Source organism: Candidatus Endoriftia persephonae (assembly GCF_023733635.1).
GTDB lineage: Bacteria > Pseudomonadota > Gammaproteobacteria > Chromatiales > Chromatiaceae > Endoriftia > Endoriftia persephonae.
Genome location: NZ_CP090569.1, coordinates 2,218,462 through 2,236,607, shown reverse-complemented (window position 1 = coordinate 2,236,607; position 18,146 = coordinate 2,218,462). Strand labels below are relative to the sequence as shown.

Here is an 18,146-nt window from a genome sequence, read left to right as displayed (position 1 = left end):
GTCTTACCTCCCCTCTGACAGCCATGTCCCCGCGCCTGCAGCGACTGCCCTACCATCGCGACAGCGCCAAGCTGTTCGCCGAAGTGCGGCATCTGCCCTGGGCGGTGTTTCTCGATAGCGGCCGGCCCATGAGCCAGCAGGGGCGCTACGATATCATCGCGGCAGACCCTTGCCTCACTCTAACCACACGGGGTGGGCAGACTCGGATCAAGGAACGTGACTCGACCCAGACCTCCAACGCTAATCCCCTCGAACTGCTGCGTGAGCAGCTCAACTCCTCTGCCAGCTCGGCCATCGACGGGCTGCCCTTCTGCGGCGGCGCCATTGGCTATTTTGGTTACGATCTGGTGCGACGCTTTGAATCCCTGCCGTCTCTCGCTGAGGATGCGGAGGGGCTGCCGGAGATGCAGATCGGCCTCTACGACTGGGCGCTGGTGGTGGATCATCATGCTGAGTCGAGCTGGCTGCTGGGGCAGGGGCGGGACACGCGGACAGAACAGCGCTGGGATGAACTGGTGGCGTTGTTTTCCAACCCGAAGCCCGCAGAGGCAGGCGGCTTTCAGCTCACCGGCCCACTCAGTTCGAACCTGACTCGGGCGGAGTATCAGCAGCGTTTCGAGCGTATCCAGCGCTACATCCATAATGGCGACTGCTATCAGGTCAATTTTGCGCAGCGTTTCGAGGCGCTAGCCGAGGGCGATCCCTGGGCGCTCTACCTCAGGTTGAGACGCACCAACCCGGCCCCATTCGGCGCCTACCTACAGCTGCCCGACTCGACTCTACTGAGTTCCTCACCGGAGCGCTTCTTACGGCTGCGTAGGGATCGGGTCGAGAGCGCACCGATCAAGGGCACCAGCCCGCGCTTTGCCGACCCTGAGGCGGACCGCCGATCCAGACGGCTGCTGCAGCAGAGTGAGAAAGATCGGGCTGAGAATCTGATGATCGTTGATCTGCTGCGCAATGATCTGGGGCGGGTCTGCCGGCCCGGCAGTATCCGGGTGGAGCGACTGTTCGAGATCGAATCCTTCGCTCGGGTGCATCACCTGGTCAGCCAGATCGAGGGACGGCTGGCAGCAGGCCGGGATGCGCTGGATCTGCTGCAGGCCTCGTTGCCTGGCGGCTCGATCACTGGTGCACCAAAGCTGCGGGCGATGCAGATCATCGAGGAGCTGGAACCGCACCGCCGTGGTGTCTATTGTGGCGCCATCGGCTACCTGGGGTTCGATGGGGCGATGGATACCAATATTGCGATCCGCACCATGGTCTGGTCCGACCAGCGTATCCGCTTCTGGGCCGGTGGTGGTATCGTCGCCGATTCTGAGGTCGATGCGGAGTATCAGGAAACCCTGTACAAGGTCGCGCCGCAGATCGAGTTGCTGCAGGAGCTGAGCTGAAAGAGAGCTTTGCTGCAGTGACAGGATACAGGGAGAGAGTCGAGATGAAATATTTGGCGAGGTGGATGGTGCTCTGGAGCCTCGTTTCGGGGCCACTGCCAGCCGCTGAGCTGTGGGTGACTCTGGAGAATGTGCGCAGCAGCGAGGGCAAGCTGCTGGTGGCGCTGCACAACAATGCGGAGACATACGCCACAGACAGCGACTTTGCCAGCGACGGGTTTCAGGCCTATGCCTGGCAGGTGGTCGAGCCGCGGTCGCCCGAAACGCGGCTGCACTTCGCCGATATACCGGCCGGGCGCTATGCGGTGTCGGGTTTCCATGATGAAAATGGTGACCGCCGGCTTAACCGTCAGATTTTTCCGCTGACCGGTATGCCCAGCGAGCCCTATGTCATCTCCAACAATGGTGTGCTGATGTTTGGCAAAGTGCGTTTCGAGGATGCCCTGTTCGAGATCAGAGAGCCGCGCACCGAGATCCGTATCTCTGTGGCGCAGCATTTGGAGAGGCTTCGCGACGCACTGCTCAAAGAGCGGGAAGAAAATTCTGTCGAACCGTCACAGATTCACTGAAAAATGTGACTATCCCTGAGGATTTTGTGGCTTTGCCGGCTCTCTCTTGAGCTAAGGTCGGCTTGGCAGGATAATGCCGCGCTTTGTGGCCACTCTGGCCGAACCCTGCATGATAAGGGCAGATAATGAAGATTGGTGTTCCAAGAGAGAGCCTGGCCGGGGAGACCCGGGTGGCAATCACCCCCGATGTGGTGAAAAAACTGACTGGCAAGGGTTTTGAGATCCTGATCGAAGCAGGTGCAGGCGAGTCGGCGCATTTCCCAGATGATGAGTACAGCGCTGTCGGCGGCACGCTGGTCTCCAACGCCGAGGCGTTGGCAGCAGAGATCGTGGTCAAGCTGCGCAAACCCTCCGCGAAGGAAGTGGCGGCGATGGCGGATGGCGCCATCTACATCGGCCTCGTCGAGAGCTGTGGCGAGGATGAGAGCATCAAGGCGATGCAGGCGAAGGGGATTCGGGTGCTGGCGATGGAGCGGATTCCCCGCACCTCCCGCGCCCAGTCGATGGATGCGCTCTCTTCCCAGAGCAATATCGCCGGCTATCGGGCGGTGATCGAGGCGGCCGCCCACTACGGCCGCTTCCTGCCGCTGATGATGACCTCTGCCGGCTCCGCCAAGCCCGCCAAGCTGGTGGTGCTGGGGGCCGGTGTGGCCGGCCTGCAGGCGATCGCCACCGCGCGCCGTCTGGGTGCCGATGTGCATGCCTACGATGTGCGTCCCGAGACCAAAGAGCAGATTGAATCCCTCGGCGCCAAGGCGATCGAGCTGGATATCGGTGAGAGCGGCTCCGGTGAGGGCGGCTACGCCAGGGAGCTCTCTGACGAAGCGAAAGCGAAACAGCAGCAGGCACTCGCGGATGCGCTGGCCAAGGCGCATGTGATCATCTCCACGGCGATGATTCCCTGCCGACCGGCGCCGGTGTTGATTACCGAGGAGGTGGTGAAACGGATGCGCGCCGGCTCGGTGATCGTCGATCTGGCCGCTGCTAGCGGTGGCAACTGTCCGCTGAGCGAGGCGGATCAGGTGGTCAAAAAACATGACGTGATCATCGTCGGCCACACCAACTATCCGGCGATGGTGCCCTCCGATGCCAGCGCCTTCTACGCCGGTAATCTCCGCAATCTGTTGGATATCATGGTGGAGCAGGGCGAGGCGGGGCTGCAGCTGAAGGATCTCGATGAGGACGAGATCACCGAGGCGATGCAGCTCCGGGCCGACGCCTGATTCAGTTTTTACCCGCGCCCGGTGGGCGCAGAACGGGAGCACTCCCAATGCCTGATACACTGGTTTCACTCTATATATTCGTACTCTCCTGCTTCATCGGCTACTACGTGATTTGGGGCGTCACCCCGGCACTGCACACCCCGCTGGTGGCGCTGACCAACGCTATCTCCGGCATCATAATTGTCGGTGCGCTGCTGGTCACCGGCCTGGAGAGCGCCAGCACCAGCGCCGAGATTATCGGCTTCTTCGCGGTGCTGCTGGCATCGATCAACGTCTTCGGCGGCTTTCTGGTGACCAACCGGATGCTGGCGATGTTTAAGAAAAAAGATAAGTGAGGCGCTAGATCATGGAACTCTCTGTGGACATTCAGGCGCTGGCCTATCTGATCTCGGCGGTGCTGTTTATCCTCGCCCTGAAGGGGCTGACCCATCCCGCCTCGGCGCGCCGTGGTAACTTCCTCGGCATGGCCGGCATGGCGATCGCCATCGCGGCCACCCTGATGGGCGGCGAGGTGCAATCCTACGGTTTTATCATCGCCGGTGTGGCGGCGGGCGCGCTAATTGGTGGTGTACTGGCGATGCGGGTGGAGATGACCGCGATGCCGCAGTTGGTGGCGGCACTGCACAGCTTTGTCGGTATGGCAGCGGTGCTGGTGGCGATCGGCACCTATCTCAACAAGGCGGCGGCCGGACAGCTCAACCCGGTGCTGATGGGCGAGCTCTCCGCCGGCATCATCATCGGTGCGATCACCTTCTCTGGCTCGGTGGTAGCGTTTGCCAAGCTGCAGGGGCTGGTGAGCGGTGCGCCGGTAATCTTCAAGGGGCAGCACGCGCTGAATGCGCTGCTGGCGATCCTCACCATCGGTTTGGGTATTCACTTCGGCATGACTGAGAGCATGCTCTCGTTGTTCATCATGACCGCGCTGGCTTTCATTCTCGGTTTCACCCTGATCATCCCGATCGGCGGTGCTGACATGCCGGTGATCATCTCGATGCTTAACAGTTACTCGGGATGGGCGGCGGCGGCCACTGGTTTCACCCTGCACAACAATTTGCTGATCATCGTCGGTGCGCTGGTCGGTTTCTCCGGCGCGATCCTCTCTTTCATCATGTGCCGGGCGATGAACCGTTCCATCTTCAACGTCATCTTCGGCGGTTTCGGTTCGGATGACGCTGGCGGCGACAGCGCGGCGGCCCAGGCGGTGCAGAAGGGCGTGAAATCTGCTTCGGTTGAGGATGCGATCTACTGGATGGAGGATGCCAACCGCGTCATCATCATCCCCGGTTACGGCATGGCGGTGGCCCAGGCGCAGCACGCCCTAAAGGAGATGATGGAGCTGCTGGAGGCGAAAGGCGTGGAGGTGAAATTCGGCATCCACCCAGTGGCGGGGCGCATGCCTGGTCACATGAACGTATTGCTGGCCGAGGCCGACATCCCCTACGAAAACGTGCTGGAGATGGACGAGATCAATCCCGAGTTCCCGACCACCGACGTCTGCCTGGTGGTAGGCGCCAATGATGTGGTCAACCCGGCGGCCAAGACTGACTCTTCCAGCCCGATCTACGGCATGCCGATTCTTGATGCCGAGAAGGCGCGTCAGGTCTACTTCCTCAAGCGCTCGATGCGCCCCGGCTACTCCGGTGTCGACAACCTGCTCTTCTACCAGGACAACACCTCGCTGATCTTCGGCGATGCCAAAGACACCATCGAAGGCATGGTTGCGGCGCTGAAAGGGGGTGGGCACTGACCCCCTACGGTCTGTTGGCAGATGAAAAAGCGGGCTTCGGCCCGCTTTTTTTATTGCTATTATTTGACCTGTCGTTAACAGGGAACGCACCTGAACGGGCGCTGCCACAGCGAACATGGATCGATCACTGAGGAGAGGTCATGATGACTGCCCGCACACCCTTTGCCCATACCCACCCCGACCACCCAGAATCGTTTGAGCAGTGGGAGCGATTGTTGGGGGAGGGAGGCCACCTGGAGGCGGTGGCCCAGCGCGCCGAGGCGTTTGCCGCCCAGGCCTTCTCGGAGGGGGCGGCGTTCTGGCCCGTGCTGGCGGCCTTGATGGGCCGCTGGCACGATCTCGGCAAGTTTTCTGACGATTTCCAGGGCTACCTGCGGGCAAGCGCCACCTCGGGCGGTGACAGCCATACCGGTGAGGTCAGAGGCAAAGTCGATCACACCTCGGCGGGTGCGCAGCACGCCATGACGGTGTTGCCACCCCCCCTCAGCGCACTGCTTGCCTATCCCATCGCTGGCCACCACGCTGGGCTGCTCGATGGCCTTGCCACTGGGGCCTGTCTGAAGGCCCGACTGACCAAGAGCGTTCCTGACTGGCGGCACAGCGCCCCGGATGAACTGCTTGAGGCACCCGCGATTGGACTGCCAAAGATTCTCGGAACCACGCGGGAGGAGCTCGCCTTCAATCTCGCTTTTGCCACCCGGATGCTCTTCTCCTGCCTGGTGGATGCCGACTTCCTTGCCACCGAAGCGTTCATGAACCCGCAGCAGGCGGCGCAGCGTCCCAGCGGTCAAATGGATTTCACGGCACTCGATCGACACCTTGCTGATCACATGCGGCAGCGATTCGGTGATGCCAGCGGGATGGTCGCCGAGGCCCGTGCCGAGGTGCTGGCCGCCTGCATCAAAGCAGCCGAGGGCCAACCCGGACTCTACTCGCTGACGGTGCCCACCGGCGGCGGTAAGACCCTCGCATCCCTCGCCTTCGCGCTACGCCACGCCGCGTGCAACGGACTTGGTCGGGTGATCTACGCCATCCCATTCACCAGCATCATCGAACAGAATGCCGAGACCTTCCGGGAAGTCTTTGAGGCATTCGACGCCGACTTGGATGAACTGATCCTCGAGCACCACTCCAACTTCGATCCCGACAGGGAGACCGTCCGTTCCCGTCTGGCCAGTGAGAACTGGGATGCGCCGCTGGTCGTTACCACCAATGTGCAGCTGTTCGAGTCGCTGTTCGCCAACCGCACCTCCCGTTGCCGCAAGCTCCACCGCATCGCCGGTTCGGTGATCATCCTCGACGAGGTGCAGACCCTGCCGGTGACCCTGCTCGAACCCTGTCTCAAGGCGCTGCGGCTGTTGGTGGAGCAGTACGGCTGCACCGTGGTGCTCTGCACCGCCACCCAGCCAGCCATCGAATACCGGGATGAGTTCAAGATCGGCCTGCCCAAGGCGACGCCGATCATCGCTGACGCCCCGGCCCTCTATCGGCGGTTGAAACGGGTCGAGGTGCGGGATGCTGGCACTCTCGATTGCGCCCAACTCGCCGAACGCATGATGAAGAGCGAGCAGGCGCTCGCCATTGTCAGTACCCGCAAGCACGCCGCTGATCTCTACAGCGCATTGAAGGGGATGGCGGATACGGAGGGCTGCTTCCATCTCAGCGCGGCGATGACCCCCAACCACCGTAGTGCCCGACTCGATACCATCCGTCAATGCTTGAAGGAGGGGAGACCTTGCCGGGTGGTCGCCACCCAGCTGATCGAGGCCGGGGTGGATGTGGACTTCCCGGTGGTTTGGCGTTCGCTGGCTGGTCTCGACTCCATCGCCCAGGCCGCCGGACGCTGCAACCGGGAGGGCAAACGGGAAGGTGCTATCACCTGGGTCTTTCGGCCCGATGAATCGGAACCCCGATTCTGCGGTCGGTGATCAGCGTCTGCGTGCGCTAGGTACATATTGAGCGGGTTGCCGTATTTGCCGGAAGACATTCATACAAATATGCCTGACGGAAGAACCAATCATATCATTGAGAGTTGGCAGAATAATTCGATGGATAATAGCCATTCTAACCACAGTCATATCATTGCTCACCGACGCAGCAGCGATGGAAAACTCCAGTTATTAGAGACGCACTTGGAAGAAACTGCTGCCATCGCTGCCAGTATCACCGCGAAGATCGGGCTGTCCGAAGTAGGAGAGTTATTAGGGCTGCTGCACGATGTCGGCAAGTACAGCGCCAAGTTTCAGGGGTATATCCAGTCGGCAACCGGAATGATTGATCCTGATGCCGATTACTTTTCTGACTTTAGAACTCAAAAAGGGAAGATCGACCACTCAACTGCCGGAGCGCAGTGGGTGTGGCAGCGGCTGGGGCGCTATGGGGATCGGGGCAGATTTTGTGCCCAGATATTGGCAACCTGCCTTGCGTCACATCATAGTGGGTTGATCGACTGCCTGAAGCCGGAAGGGGAGGATGGGTTTAAGCGCCGTATCGACAAACCCGACCAGGATACTCATCTGAGTGAATGTCAGAGTAAGGCCGCCACCGACTATCTCAAGCACTTAGAACGCTTGGCAGATAGACCGCTGCTGATGGCAATGCTTGGCAAGTTACAACAATTAGGAGCAGGTAAGCAGCACGGGCAATCGATCTCTGAGACCATCAAACACTTCTATGTTGGCATGTTTACCCGCTTTCTGTTCAGCGCCCTGATTGATGCAGACCGTATCAACAGTGCCGACTTCGAACATCCTGAGAACCAAGGATTACGCAACAACGCCCCCATCGAATGGGAGGTTGCCATCAACCGCACGGAGGCGGCGTTGAATGAATTACCCGTTCGCAACCGGATCGATGAGATCAGGCGGGATATCTCCGACCGTTGTCGTCAACGTGCAGAGGAGCCACAGGGCATCTACAGCCTCACCGTACCGACCGGCGGCGGCAAGACCTACGCCAGCCTCCGCTATGCGCTGCACCACGCCAAAACCCATAAACTGGACCGGATCATCTATGTGATCCCCTACACCTCCATCATTGAACAGAATGCCGAGGCGATTCGTGAGCTAATTGAGTGTGGTAGTGATGCGCGTCCCTGGGTTCTGGAACATCACTCCAATCTGGAACCCGAGCAGCAGACATGGCACAGCAAACTGGCTGCCGAAAACTGGGATGCGCCAATCGTGCTGACGACCATGGTGCAGTTCCTGGAAGCCCTGTTCAGTGGCGGTACCCGTGGGGCGCGCCGCATGCACCAGCTTGCCAACAGCGTTATTGTCTTCGACGAGATCCAAACCCTGCCGGTCAACTGCACCCACCTATTCTGTAATGCAATTAACTTCCTGACCACCTATACCCGCACCACCGCCCTGCTTTGTACCGCCACCCAGCCGCTACTCAATCAGCTGCGTACCCCCGAAAAGGGGGGGCTGTCGATACCGCCGGAAAATGAGCTGGCCGGTGATCTTTCACAACTGTTTGCGGAGTTAAAACGGGTTGATATCAGCAATCGGGTGAGAGACAAGGGCTGGAGCGCCGAAGAGATCAGGGATCTCATTCTAGAACAGTTTTCCGAACAGGGTAACTGTCTGGTGATCGTCAATACCAAGGGGTGGGCAAAACGGCTCTACCAACTGTGCCGTGAGCAGATAAGTGATACCGATACACTCTTTCACCTCAGCACTCACCAGTGTCCTGCCCATCGTAAGGAGCTACTAGGCAAGATCAGAAAACGGCTCGATGATGACAAGCCAGTGGTCTGTATCAGTACCCAGTTGATGGAGGCAGGGGTCGATGTCGATTTTGCCAGTGTGATCCGATTTCTGGCTGGGCTCGACTCTGTTGCCCAGTCTGCCGGTCGCTGTAATCGCAACGGCAGGTTGAAGTCGGCAACGGTTCATGTCATCAACCCCGCTGATGAGCCAATCAACAGGATGGCTGATATCAAGGAGGGACGCGATCAGGCACTGAGGATATTTAATGAATTCAGTAACGATGAGCTGCTCACCCCGCCGGTGATGAGCCAATATTTTTACTACTACTTCTTCAGTCGTGACAAGGTAATGTCCTATCCGCTGACATCCAGGCAAGCGGGGCAACAGGAAAGTCTGCTTAACCTGTTGGCTGACAATAAAAATAACAGTATGGGTGGGCGATTAATAAGGTTAAATCAATCCTTCATGACAGTGGGTAAGGCTTTCAAGGCCATTGATGCCCCGACAGAAGCGATCATTGTCCCCTATGGTGAAGGGGAACTGCTTATCGCTGCTTTGTGCGGTGTCTCAATCGAATACGACCCCAGAGAGTATTATCGACTGTTGAAAGCGGCACAGAAATATAGTGTCAACCTCTTTCCCAATGTTTTACAGAAACTGAGGGAGCAGGAGGCCATTCATGAGATACAGCCAGGTGAAGGGATCTTCTATCTGGACGAGCGGTATTACAGCGAAGCATTTGGGGTGGCAACCGAAGAGGTTGCAGTACTCGGATTTTTGAATGTTTAAGGAGGATCAACTTGGATAACAAGATCAGTTTCAAGGTTCATGGCCGTTATGCGCTATTTACCGATCCCATCACTCGGGTTGGGGGAGAGAAGTGCTCCTATCACCTGCCCACCTATGAGGCCATCAAGGGCATCATCAAGTCGATCTACTGGAAGCCAACCCTGATCTGGGTAGTGGATCGGGTGCGGGTAGTGAAACCGCTCAGAACCCAGACCAAGGGGATGAAGCCGATTCGTTATCATAAATCGGGCAACGACCTCTCTATCTACACCTTCCTGCATGACGTGGAGTATCAGGTTGAAGCCCACTTTGAGTGGAACCGCCACCGTCCCGAACTGGAGGTTGACCGTATAGCCCCAAAGCATTTGGCGATTGCCAAACGGATGATCGAGAAAGGGGGGAGACAAGATATCTTTCTCGGCACCCGCGATTGCCAGGGATATGTGGAGCCATGTGAGTTTGGTGAAGGAGTGGGAGCCTATGATGAGATTGATGAATTGGGATTTGGCCTAATGTTTCACGGTTTCGACTATCCAGACGAGACCGGCAAAGATGAGTTGCATGGTCGTTTTTGGCACGCCACCATGAGACGTGGTGTTATCGACTATCCCGCGCCATCACAATGTGATGTGCGGCGCTTTATTCGCCCCATGCAGGCAAAGACCTTTGTATTAAATGAATCTCACAAGGGGGTTGAGCAAGAGGAGTTGGAACGATGAGCTGGATGGCGAAGTTGTATGAGACTTACGAAGCGGCCATGCAGCTGGATCTGGATGGTGATGCCAAGCTGATGCCCATTAGCCACACCATACAGAATGCCCACATCAAGATAGTGATCGATGGGGAAGGAAACTTTTTACGTGCCGAGGTACTGGAGAAGATCCCCATAATTATACCGGCCACTGAGGCATCTGCCGGAAGAAGTGGAACCAAACCTCCTCCCCATCCTTTGGCAGATAAACTGCAATATGTTGCCAAGGATTATCCAAAATTTGGAGGAAAAAAATGGTTTGATTTTGATAGCTATCAACAACTGCTCTGTGAGTGGTGTGAGTCTGAGTATTCACACCCGAAGTCACAAGCCGTCTACCGTTATATCTCCCAAGGAGAGGTTATTAAAGATTTGATCGAGGCGGCTGTGCTCTTTGTTGATGAAGAGGGCTTGCTGCTTGAGCAGTGGGAAGGAGAAGGAGAGATACCAAAAATATTCAAGGTTCTTCCGAAGACAAAAAAATTGACCGACCAGGGGACTGCCTTAGTGACATGGAGTGTTGAGATTGCAGGAGATGCGCATGCAAATACTTGCGATGATCAGTCACTTCAGCAGAGTTGGATTAACTATGAAACCTCCCGAGGTGGTTTGGAAGGCCTCTGTTTTATCAGTGGAGAGCGGCAATCAGTGGCGTATAGTCATCCAGCAAAGCTCCGCCACTCAGGTGACAACGCCAAACTGATTTCAGCCAATGACCTGACTGGCTTTACTTTTCGTGGGCGGTTTACCGATACAAAAAAGAGTATTGAGCAGCAGGGTAACCAAGCAGCCAGCATCGGCTTTATGCCGACCCAAAAGGCCCACAATGCACTGCGTTGGTTGATCGCGCGTCAAGGATTTCATAACGGAGAGCAAAGGTATGTGACATGGGCAGTATCGGGCAAGCCGATCCCCAAGCCGACTGAGAGTAGCTGGAATTTGATGAGTGAAGAGCTGGTGCTTGAGGATGAGCTACCTCTATCGGAGGCTGATAATGCGCCAGACCATACACGCAACCTTGGCGCAGCCTTCGCGGGCCAACTCAACAAGTACATGGCAGGTTATCGGGCCAGGTTGAATCCCACGGAAGATATCGTAGTGATGGGGATCGACTCTGCCACGCCAGGCCGGATGAGTGTGATCTACTACCGGGAACTGATCGCCAGTGAGTTCCTTGATCGATTAACCCGTTGGCATTCCGAGTTTGCCTGGCATCAGCGCCATAAAAGAGAGCTTCCCGCATCGGGAAATCGAAAGCCAAAGACAGAGACCATCTGGCCCATCTGCTCTCCTGCACCCAGAAATATCGCAGAGACTGCCTATGGGGTCACTCTGACGGATGAACTGAAAAAAAGTGTCGTGGAGCGCATCATGCCCTGCATCATCGATGCGGCACCATTTCCACATGATCTACTGGATAGCTGTGTTCGCCGTGTCAGCAATCGGGTCAGTTACAAGTCCGACGATTTCTGGCGTTGGCAGCAGGATCTGGGTATCACCTGTGCCCTCTATCGCGGCTATTTCATGCGCCATCCAAAACCAAATCTGAGAAAGGAGTACTCCATGTCATTAGAAGAGAACAATCACAGTCGTGATTACCTGTATGGCCGGCTATTGGCGATTGCTGAATGTATCGAAGAGATTGCGCTTTCGGTAGGAGGCGAGAATCGCACCACCACGGTAGCTCGGCTGATGCAGCGGTTTGCCGACCGTCCCTATAGCACCTGGCGCAATATTGAGTTGGCACTACTCCCCTATATGCAGCGACTACAGGTATCCAGAACCGAATTTTTGGTAGATATCAAAAGGGAGCTGGATCGTGTATTGGCTGCCTTTGCAACCGATGACTTTACCAGTGAAAGGCCATTATCAGGTGAGTTCCTGCTGGCCTACCATTGCCAGCGGCTGGAATTTCCCAATAAGCAAACCCAATCAGATTCAAACAAGGAGAGCAACTAAATGAGCAGTCTGACCAAAAAAATAGATTTTGCCGTGATCTTCACTGTCAAAAATGCCAATCCTAATGGCGATCCACTCAATGGTAATCGACCCAGAACCGACTATGAGGGGTATGGCGAGATCACCGATGTCTGTCTCAAACGCAAGATCCGTGACCGCCTCCAGAGTGATGGACAGGCAATCTTTGTGCAGTCGGATGAGAAGAAGACGGATGGAATGCCCAGCCTGAAGGCAAGAGCTGAATCGGATGAACATGGATTAGGGAAGGATAGCTTTAACGTAAAAAAAACCACCCCTGATGAGACTGCGCGTCGCGCATGTGAAAAGTGGCTCGACGTGCGTACCTTTGGACAACTGTTTGCTTTCAAGAGCGATGCCAAGGACGGAGTTTCGATCCCCATTCGTGGCCCGGTATCGATTCAGTCCGCCTTTAGTGTGGAACCCGTCAGTATCACTAGCACCCAGATCACTAAAAGTGTGAGTGGAGAAGGGGATGGCAGCAAGAAATCCTCCGACACCATGGGTATGAAACATCGCGTCGATAGTGCCACTTATGTCGTCTACGGTAGCATGAATCCACAACTGGCCGAGCGCACAGGCTTCAGTACTGAAGATGCTGAGGCCATCAAGACGGTACTACCACGCCTGTTTGAAGGGGATGCCTCCTCCGCCCGGCCCGAAGGGTCGATGGCTGTAGAGAAGCTGATCTGGTGGCAACATAACTGCAAATCGGGTCAATACTCATCGGCAAAGGTACATCGCACCTTGCAAGTCAATTCCGATGCCAGTTATCAGTTGACCAATCTGGAGGGACTGGTTCCCGAGGAGATCGACGGCTTTTGATTGGGACTTAGGAGGTGCTACCGGGTGCTGTTCGATGGCGAACCTATTGACGATGTGGTCAAACCTGGAGGGTTCAAGGATTTGCACTAGCCTGATCTTTGTCGCCGAGTTGTGTTACTGGGCTTGCAAGCGCGGCTTGGAGCGGAAGGTCGGGTTGCTGCTGGGGGCGATAGAAGTTATTTCATTCGAAAAGCCTTGTGATCATATCTAGGCTGTGTTGCGGACAACCCTTGAGCGTAGCAGGTTGTCTATTGGAGAGAACGATATGCTGATTGCTGCCCTGGCGTTGGCACTTGGATTGACCGTCGCCACTTATTACGGCAGGGAATTGAGGCAAGTATCTGGCCTGCAAGTAGAAGCTTTTCTGGAGTAAAGCCCTGTGCGTGATACGGATATCGACCTGCTGCCCCTCTCGGCCTTACAACACCTGGCCTACTGCCCGCGCCAGTGTGCCCTGATCCACCTGGAGCAGAGCTGGCAGGAGAACCGCTTCACCGCTGAGGGGCAGATCCTGCACCAGCGTGCCAACAGCGGTGAGGCGGAGAGCCGGGGTGATCTGCATATTGCCCGTTCGTTGCGTCTCCACTCCCGCCAGTTGGGGCTGAGCGGGATCGCTGATGTGGTGGAGTTTCATCAGGCGGAGGAGGGGGCGAGGCTAGCGGGTCGGAAGGGGTATTGGCGGCCCTGTCCCGTGGAATATAAGCGGGGGCGGCGCAAGCGCGATGACTGGGACCGTATCCAGCTCTGTGCCCAGGCGCTCTGCCTTGAAGAGATGTTTGACACACCGGTTTCAGAAGGGGCGATGTTCTACGGCAAGGCGCGCCGCCGGGAGCGGGTGCCAATCGATGCGCCGTTGCGGGAGCAGACTGCGGCACTCGCTGAGCAGCTGCACACCCTCTGGTCCGCCAGAAAGACCCCACCCCCTGAGCCCGGCCCCAAGTGTGACCACTGTTCGCTGGTTGAGCTCTGTATGCCCCGGCATGGCTCGGCCAGCGTCTATCTGCAACGGATGCTCGATCTGCCATGAAAAAACTGCTCAATACTCTCTATGTCACCACCCAGGGCGCGTGGCTGGCCCGCGAACGGGAGAATGTGCTGGTGCGGATCGAACAGGAGACCCGCCTGCGGTTGCCGATCCACACCCTGGGCGCCATCGTCTGCTTTGGTCAGGTTTCTGCCAGTGCGCCGTTGATGGGGCTCTGCGCTGAACGTGGGGTGGGCTTGGCCTTTCTTACCAAGCGCGGGCGATTTCTGGCGCGGGTGCATGGGCCAGTTTCGGGCAACGTGCTGCTGCGTCGAGAACAGTATCGCCAGGCTGATGATGATGCAGCCACGGCTCGTATTGTCTCGGTGCTGGTCGCCACCAAGATCGCCAACAGTCGGACTGTCTTACAGCGCGCCTTGCGTGATCGTCCAGATGGTGAGGGTGTCGCAGGGTTGCAGGCAGCGGTGACGCATCTGGCCAGCTTACAGCGCAGTGTAGTGGGGCGGGGTGATGGCCTCGACAGCCTGCGTGGCACCGAAGGCGCTGCAGCCCGCGCCTATTTTGGTGTCTTCGATGATCTGATAACCCATTCCGATCCGGCCTTTCGTTTCGATGGGCGCAGCCGGCGGCCGCCCCTCGATCCGCTCAATGCGTTGCTATCGTTCCTCTACACCCTGTTGCGCCATGACATAGCCTCCGCGCTGGAGGTGGTTGGTCTTGATCCGGCCGTTGGCTACCTGCACCGTGATCGACCGGGGCGCCCTGGTCTTGCCCTCGACCTGATGGAGGAGTTGCGCGCCTTTCTTGTCGATCGACTGGTGCTTAGCCTGATCAACCGGCGTCAACTCAAACCGGCAGGCTTCACAACCAGTGAGGATGGGGCGGTGATGATGAACGATGAGACCCGCAAGGCGGTGCTGGTCGCTTACCAGGAGAGAAAGGCCGATCGGTTGCGCCACCCCTTTCTGGATGAGGAGCTTGAGATTGGTCTGATTCCCCATATCCAGGCGCGCCTTTTCGCCCGCTATCTACGTGGTGACCTCGATGCCTATCCCGCCTTCATCTGGCGCTGAAGTGGAGAGCTGTCATGATGGTACTCATCACCTATGATGTTCGCACCGAAACCCCAGATGGCCCCCGTCGCTTGCGCCGGGTTGCCAAGGCTTGTCAGGATTATGGCCAGCGGGTCCAATACTCCGTCTTCGAATGTCTGGTGGACCCGGCCCAGTGGGTGCAGCTCAAACAGCGCTTGATCGAAGAGATCGATACCGACCAGGACAGCCTGCGCTTCTACTATCTCGGTGCCAACTGGAAAAGGCGGGTGGAACATATCGGCGCCAAAGCCGGCTATGATCCAGAAGGCCCCCTGATCATCTGATCCTCCTGCGCGAACCCCAAGCGGACAGATAATGCCTGGCAGGTTCGCGCGGCTCTTTAAACAAAGTGAAAACAGAGCGTTATTGATGATGAGCGGATGCGTGCCTGAGCAAGAGAGTGAGAGTGCACCAGAAAGTAACAGCTTCGCGGAAATGTATGGTAAAAACCTTACTGCTCCAATAGTTACTGTGGAGCAGTCGCCCCCCCTGCGGGGGCGCGGATTGAAACACTCTGCACGATGAGATCAACGTCCCACCGCAGGTCGCCCCCCCTGCGGGGGCGCGGATTGAAACACAATAATTTTAGATTCGATAACCGCATCGCGAAGGTCGCCCCCCCTGCGGGGGCGCGGATTGAAACGCTTTAGTCGGGTCTTGCTCTACCCGCCAAGCACGTCGCCCCCCCTGCGGGGGCGCGGATTGAAACAGGCCTGGTGCATTGGCTATAGGGAGTCTGGGAAAGTCGCCCCCCCTGCGGGGGCGCGGATTGAAACCTTCCCATTCTCCCCCTCTTCTCTCCCATTGTGGGGTCGCCCCCCCTGCGGGGGCGCGGATTGAAACATTGGCCCCGCAAGGCGTGGTGCAGACTGGATTGGTCGCCCCCCCTGCGGGGGCGCGGATTGAAACTTCCCGAAATCCTGGGTCGAAAAAGACCCAAGCGGTCGCCCCCCCTGCGGGGGCGCGGATTGAAACCACGAACATCTCCAACAGGTTTACTCGCCTATTGTCGCCCCCCCTGCGGGGGCGCGGATTGAAACATCACATTCCGCCAATGGTCGAACACTAGGCGCGTCGCCCCCCCTGCGGGGGCGCGGATTGAAACATGATCCGCTGGATCACCTTGCCATTGGCCACCAGTCGCCCCCCCTGCGGGGGCGCGGATTGAAACACGCATCGAGAATATCGATTACAATTCTCCACTAGTCGCCCCCTGTGGAGGCGCGGATTGAAAACCATACAAGGTCCAGTGGGCATGGCGTTATGCGGCATGAAGATTCACGCCAGAATGACTTCGACTAAGGTGAAAAAGTGGTCGCAGCGTGTAACCGAGAGTAGCGATGCTCTCGATCTCGAGCCAGGCGTATTCACGTACGATGACCCGAGGCGGATAGCTGAATCCCTTAAACGCTCCGCTGAGCGCAGTCGACGCCGCAAGGCCGATCCGTTTCGCTCTGCGATGTCGATGCTGGCGTTCTACATCAATCGGGCAGGGGTTAAGCTTCCGACGGTTCAGCGAAATCGACTCGAGGAGGCCAAAGACGAACTGCGGGACCTCTTCGGAAAGCCACGCCAGAGGATCCGAGCATCGCATCGCGAGCGAAGATAAGCTGCGCCGCTTCGAGATCGATGAATGTACATCACCGTAAAAATCCGCCTAACAGGCAAATGCACTCGGACGTCAAAAAGCTCCACTGCGCTCCACTTTTTGACGCCACTGAGCCCAAACGTTAGGCACAAACAATATAATTAATAATATGACATTAGATCCAACGCCATCACTTTTAGAAAATTTATACTGGATAACATTACTTGCAGTTATTGTTTCGTCGGCTTCAGGTGTTCTTAAAGCTGGCTTTAAACAGTTTGACTTATTTGGTGTAATTATTATTGCTATTGCTACAGGATTGGGGGGCGGTTCATTACGTGACATGCTTCTTGGTCGAGATGTATTCTGGATCAATGATCAAATATTTTTTATTGCCTCGCTTGGTAGTGCGGTCACTATTTTTGTGGCGGCCAGACTAATATTGGTGTCGCCTAAATATTTTTTAGTTGCTGATGCTGCAGGCTTAGCTACATTTGGTGTTGCGGGAACGTTGGTTTCACTTATGGTTGGAGCGCCCCCGCTTATTGCAAGTTTTATGGGAGTAATGACAGGAACTATGGGTGGTATTTTTCGTGATGTACTATGTAATGAAACACCCGTCGTATTTCTAAGCCCGCTTTATGCGACAGTATCCTGGGTTGGTTCTTTGTTGTTTATCGGGCTCTTGCATTTCGATCAAGAGATAACGGTAGCAGCAATTATTTCTGGACTAAGTATATTTATATCACGGCTGTTGGCAATGTATTATAAAGTCAGCCTGCCTAGATTTCGCTTCAAGTCTTAAGGTGGATACACAAAAAAGTAAATATTTATTAGAAATGCGCCTAACAAATAGCTCCAGCGGACAATTTAAAGCGGCACTTGTTTTGTTGTCGAAAAAATGTGCCACTTTAAATTGCCGCTGAGCAGGCGTTATGCTGTTTGAGGTTTATGTAGTAACTGAGAGCGAATAAACGGCGCTTGTTTATCATATTTAATTAACTCGATATGCACGGCCAATTTTCAATGGCATAGTGTTGTTTACTGTTCAAGGAAGAAAAGGGTAGTTAAAGGAATAGTGAGTTTCTTTTGTCGTCAAACTCGTGTCATGACGATTATATTCGCCTAAATTAGGCAGCATTCATTAAAACTAATAGGAGATATAAAATGAAGTATGCATTTGTAATGTTATTGGTCATCGGTAGCTTGTCGGTTGCCTCAACATCCTCATATGCTGCAGAGAGAATAAGTGATTTATCAACTAAGCAGATAGAAAAATTTAATGCTCCAACGCAGGCAGCAGAAAAGAAAAAGAAAAAAAAGACTGACCTTAAAAAGAAGTTTTGCTGTAAGAGCCAAAGCGGACATGCTTGTTATGTTTTTGGTAAGGCTAGCTGTTCAGGTTGTATGAGCTTCTGTAGTGGAGATACAGTGATAGACACTAACCCAAAACAAAAAATCTAATTGAGTGGAATAATCTTAGAGGATTAA

General features: G+C 56.0%; 16 protein-coding genes and 1 CRISPR repeat array. All 16 genes read left to right on the top strand.

The window, feature by feature from the left end; genetic code table 11:
* Nucleotides 1-23: 23 nt before the first annotated feature.
* The 16 genes from pabB to L0Y14_RS09980 all read left to right on the top strand — a co-directional run bounded on the left by pabB (nt 24) and on the right by L0Y14_RS09980 (nt 18,119).
* The gene (pabB, locus tag L0Y14_RS10055) at nt 24-1,394 is read left to right on the top strand and encodes an aminodeoxychorismate synthase component I (RefSeq protein ID WP_005961344.1); all 1,371 of its coding nucleotides are present in this window, start codon (nt 24-26) and stop codon (nt 1,392-1,394) included.
* Between the two features lie 44 nt (nt 1,395-1,438).
* A complete protein-coding gene (locus L0Y14_RS10050; protein WP_138921928.1) occupies nt 1,439-1,963 on the top strand; it encodes a DUF2141 domain-containing protein in 525 nt (174 codons plus the stop codon).
* A gap of 125 nt (nt 1,964-2,088) precedes the next feature.
* Nucleotides 2,089-3,186 carry a Re/Si-specific NAD(P)(+) transhydrogenase subunit alpha gene (locus L0Y14_RS10045; RefSeq protein ID WP_005961342.1) on the top strand — a complete coding sequence of 366 codons (1,098 nt, stop codon included), beginning with the start codon at nt 2,089-2,091 and terminating at the stop codon, nt 3,184-3,186.
* Between the two features lie 47 nt (nt 3,187-3,233).
* On the top strand, nt 3,234-3,521 hold the full coding sequence (locus L0Y14_RS10040; RefSeq protein ID WP_005961341.1) for a proton-translocating transhydrogenase family protein: 288 nt from the start codon (nt 3,234-3,236) through the stop codon (nt 3,519-3,521).
* An 11-nt stretch (nt 3,522-3,532) separates the two neighbouring features.
* Nucleotides 3,533-4,933 (top strand): NAD(P)(+) transhydrogenase (Re/Si-specific) subunit beta, encoded by a 1,401-nt coding sequence (locus L0Y14_RS10035; RefSeq protein WP_005961340.1) that lies wholly within the window; start codon nt 3,533-3,535, stop codon nt 4,931-4,933.
* A gap of 140 nt (nt 4,934-5,073) precedes the next feature.
* The gene (locus L0Y14_RS10030) at nt 5,074-6,861 is read left to right on the top strand and encodes a CRISPR-associated helicase/endonuclease Cas3 (RefSeq protein WP_006475677.1); all 1,788 of its coding nucleotides are present in this window, start codon (nt 5,074-5,076) and stop codon (nt 6,859-6,861) included.
* A 204-nt stretch (nt 6,862-7,065) separates the two neighbouring features.
* Nucleotides 7,066-9,435 carry a CRISPR-associated helicase Cas3' gene (gene cas3 / locus L0Y14_RS10025; protein WP_305790601.1) on the top strand — a complete coding sequence of 790 codons (2,370 nt, stop codon included), beginning with the start codon at nt 7,066-7,068 and terminating at the stop codon, nt 9,433-9,435.
* 11 nt (nt 9,436-9,446) lie between these two features.
* Nucleotides 9,447-10,154 (top strand): type I-C CRISPR-associated protein Cas5c, encoded by a 708-nt coding sequence (gene cas5c, locus L0Y14_RS10020; protein ID WP_005966191.1) that lies wholly within the window; start codon nt 9,447-9,449, stop codon nt 10,152-10,154.
* Nucleotides 10,151-12,145 (top strand): type I-C CRISPR-associated protein Cas8c/Csd1, encoded by a 1,995-nt coding sequence (cas8c, locus tag L0Y14_RS10015; RefSeq protein WP_005966190.1) that lies wholly within the window; start codon nt 10,151-10,153, stop codon nt 12,143-12,145. The genes cas5c and cas8c overlap by 4 nt, the downstream gene beginning before the upstream one ends.
* Nucleotides 12,146-12,988, top strand: coding sequence for a type I-C CRISPR-associated protein Cas7/Csd2 (gene cas7c / locus L0Y14_RS10010; RefSeq protein ID WP_005966189.1), 843 nt, complete (start codon nt 12,146-12,148; stop codon nt 12,986-12,988).
* A gap of 379 nt (nt 12,989-13,367) precedes the next feature.
* Nucleotides 13,368-14,015, top strand: a complete 648-nt coding sequence (gene cas4, locus L0Y14_RS10005) for a CRISPR-associated protein Cas4 (RefSeq protein ID WP_006475673.1) — start codon at nt 13,368-13,370, stop codon at nt 14,013-14,015.
* Complete coding sequence (cas1c, locus tag L0Y14_RS10000) at nt 14,012-15,046, top strand: type I-C CRISPR-associated endonuclease Cas1c (RefSeq protein WP_005966186.1); 1,035 nt, start codon at nt 14,012-14,014, stop codon at nt 15,044-15,046. Before cas4 ends, cas1c begins: the two co-directional genes overlap by 4 nt.
* Nucleotides 15,047-15,060: 14 nt before the next feature.
* Entirely contained in the window at nt 15,061-15,351 is a 291-nt protein-coding gene (cas2, locus tag L0Y14_RS09995) for a CRISPR-associated endonuclease Cas2 (protein WP_005966185.1), read from the top strand.
* 195 nt (nt 15,352-15,546) lie between these two features.
* Nucleotides 15,547-16,238: direct repeats of the CRISPR family, unit length 32 nt; unit sequence GTCGCCCCCCCTGCGGGGGCGCGGATTGAAAC.
* Nucleotides 16,239-16,322: 84 nt separating this feature from the next.
* Nucleotides 16,323-16,676 carry a DUF3175 domain-containing protein gene (locus L0Y14_RS09990; RefSeq protein ID WP_050799397.1) on the top strand — a complete coding sequence of 118 codons (354 nt, stop codon included), beginning with the start codon at nt 16,323-16,325 and terminating at the stop codon, nt 16,674-16,676.
* A gap of 148 nt (nt 16,677-16,824) precedes the next feature.
* A complete protein-coding gene (locus L0Y14_RS09985; protein ID WP_083825171.1) occupies nt 16,825-17,460 on the top strand; it encodes a trimeric intracellular cation channel family protein in 636 nt (211 codons plus the stop codon).
* 362 nt (nt 17,461-17,822) lie between these two features.
* Entirely contained in the window at nt 17,823-18,119 is a 297-nt protein-coding gene (locus L0Y14_RS09980; RefSeq protein WP_251859184.1) for a hypothetical protein, read from the top strand.
* Nucleotides 18,120-18,146: the final 27 nt, after the last annotated feature.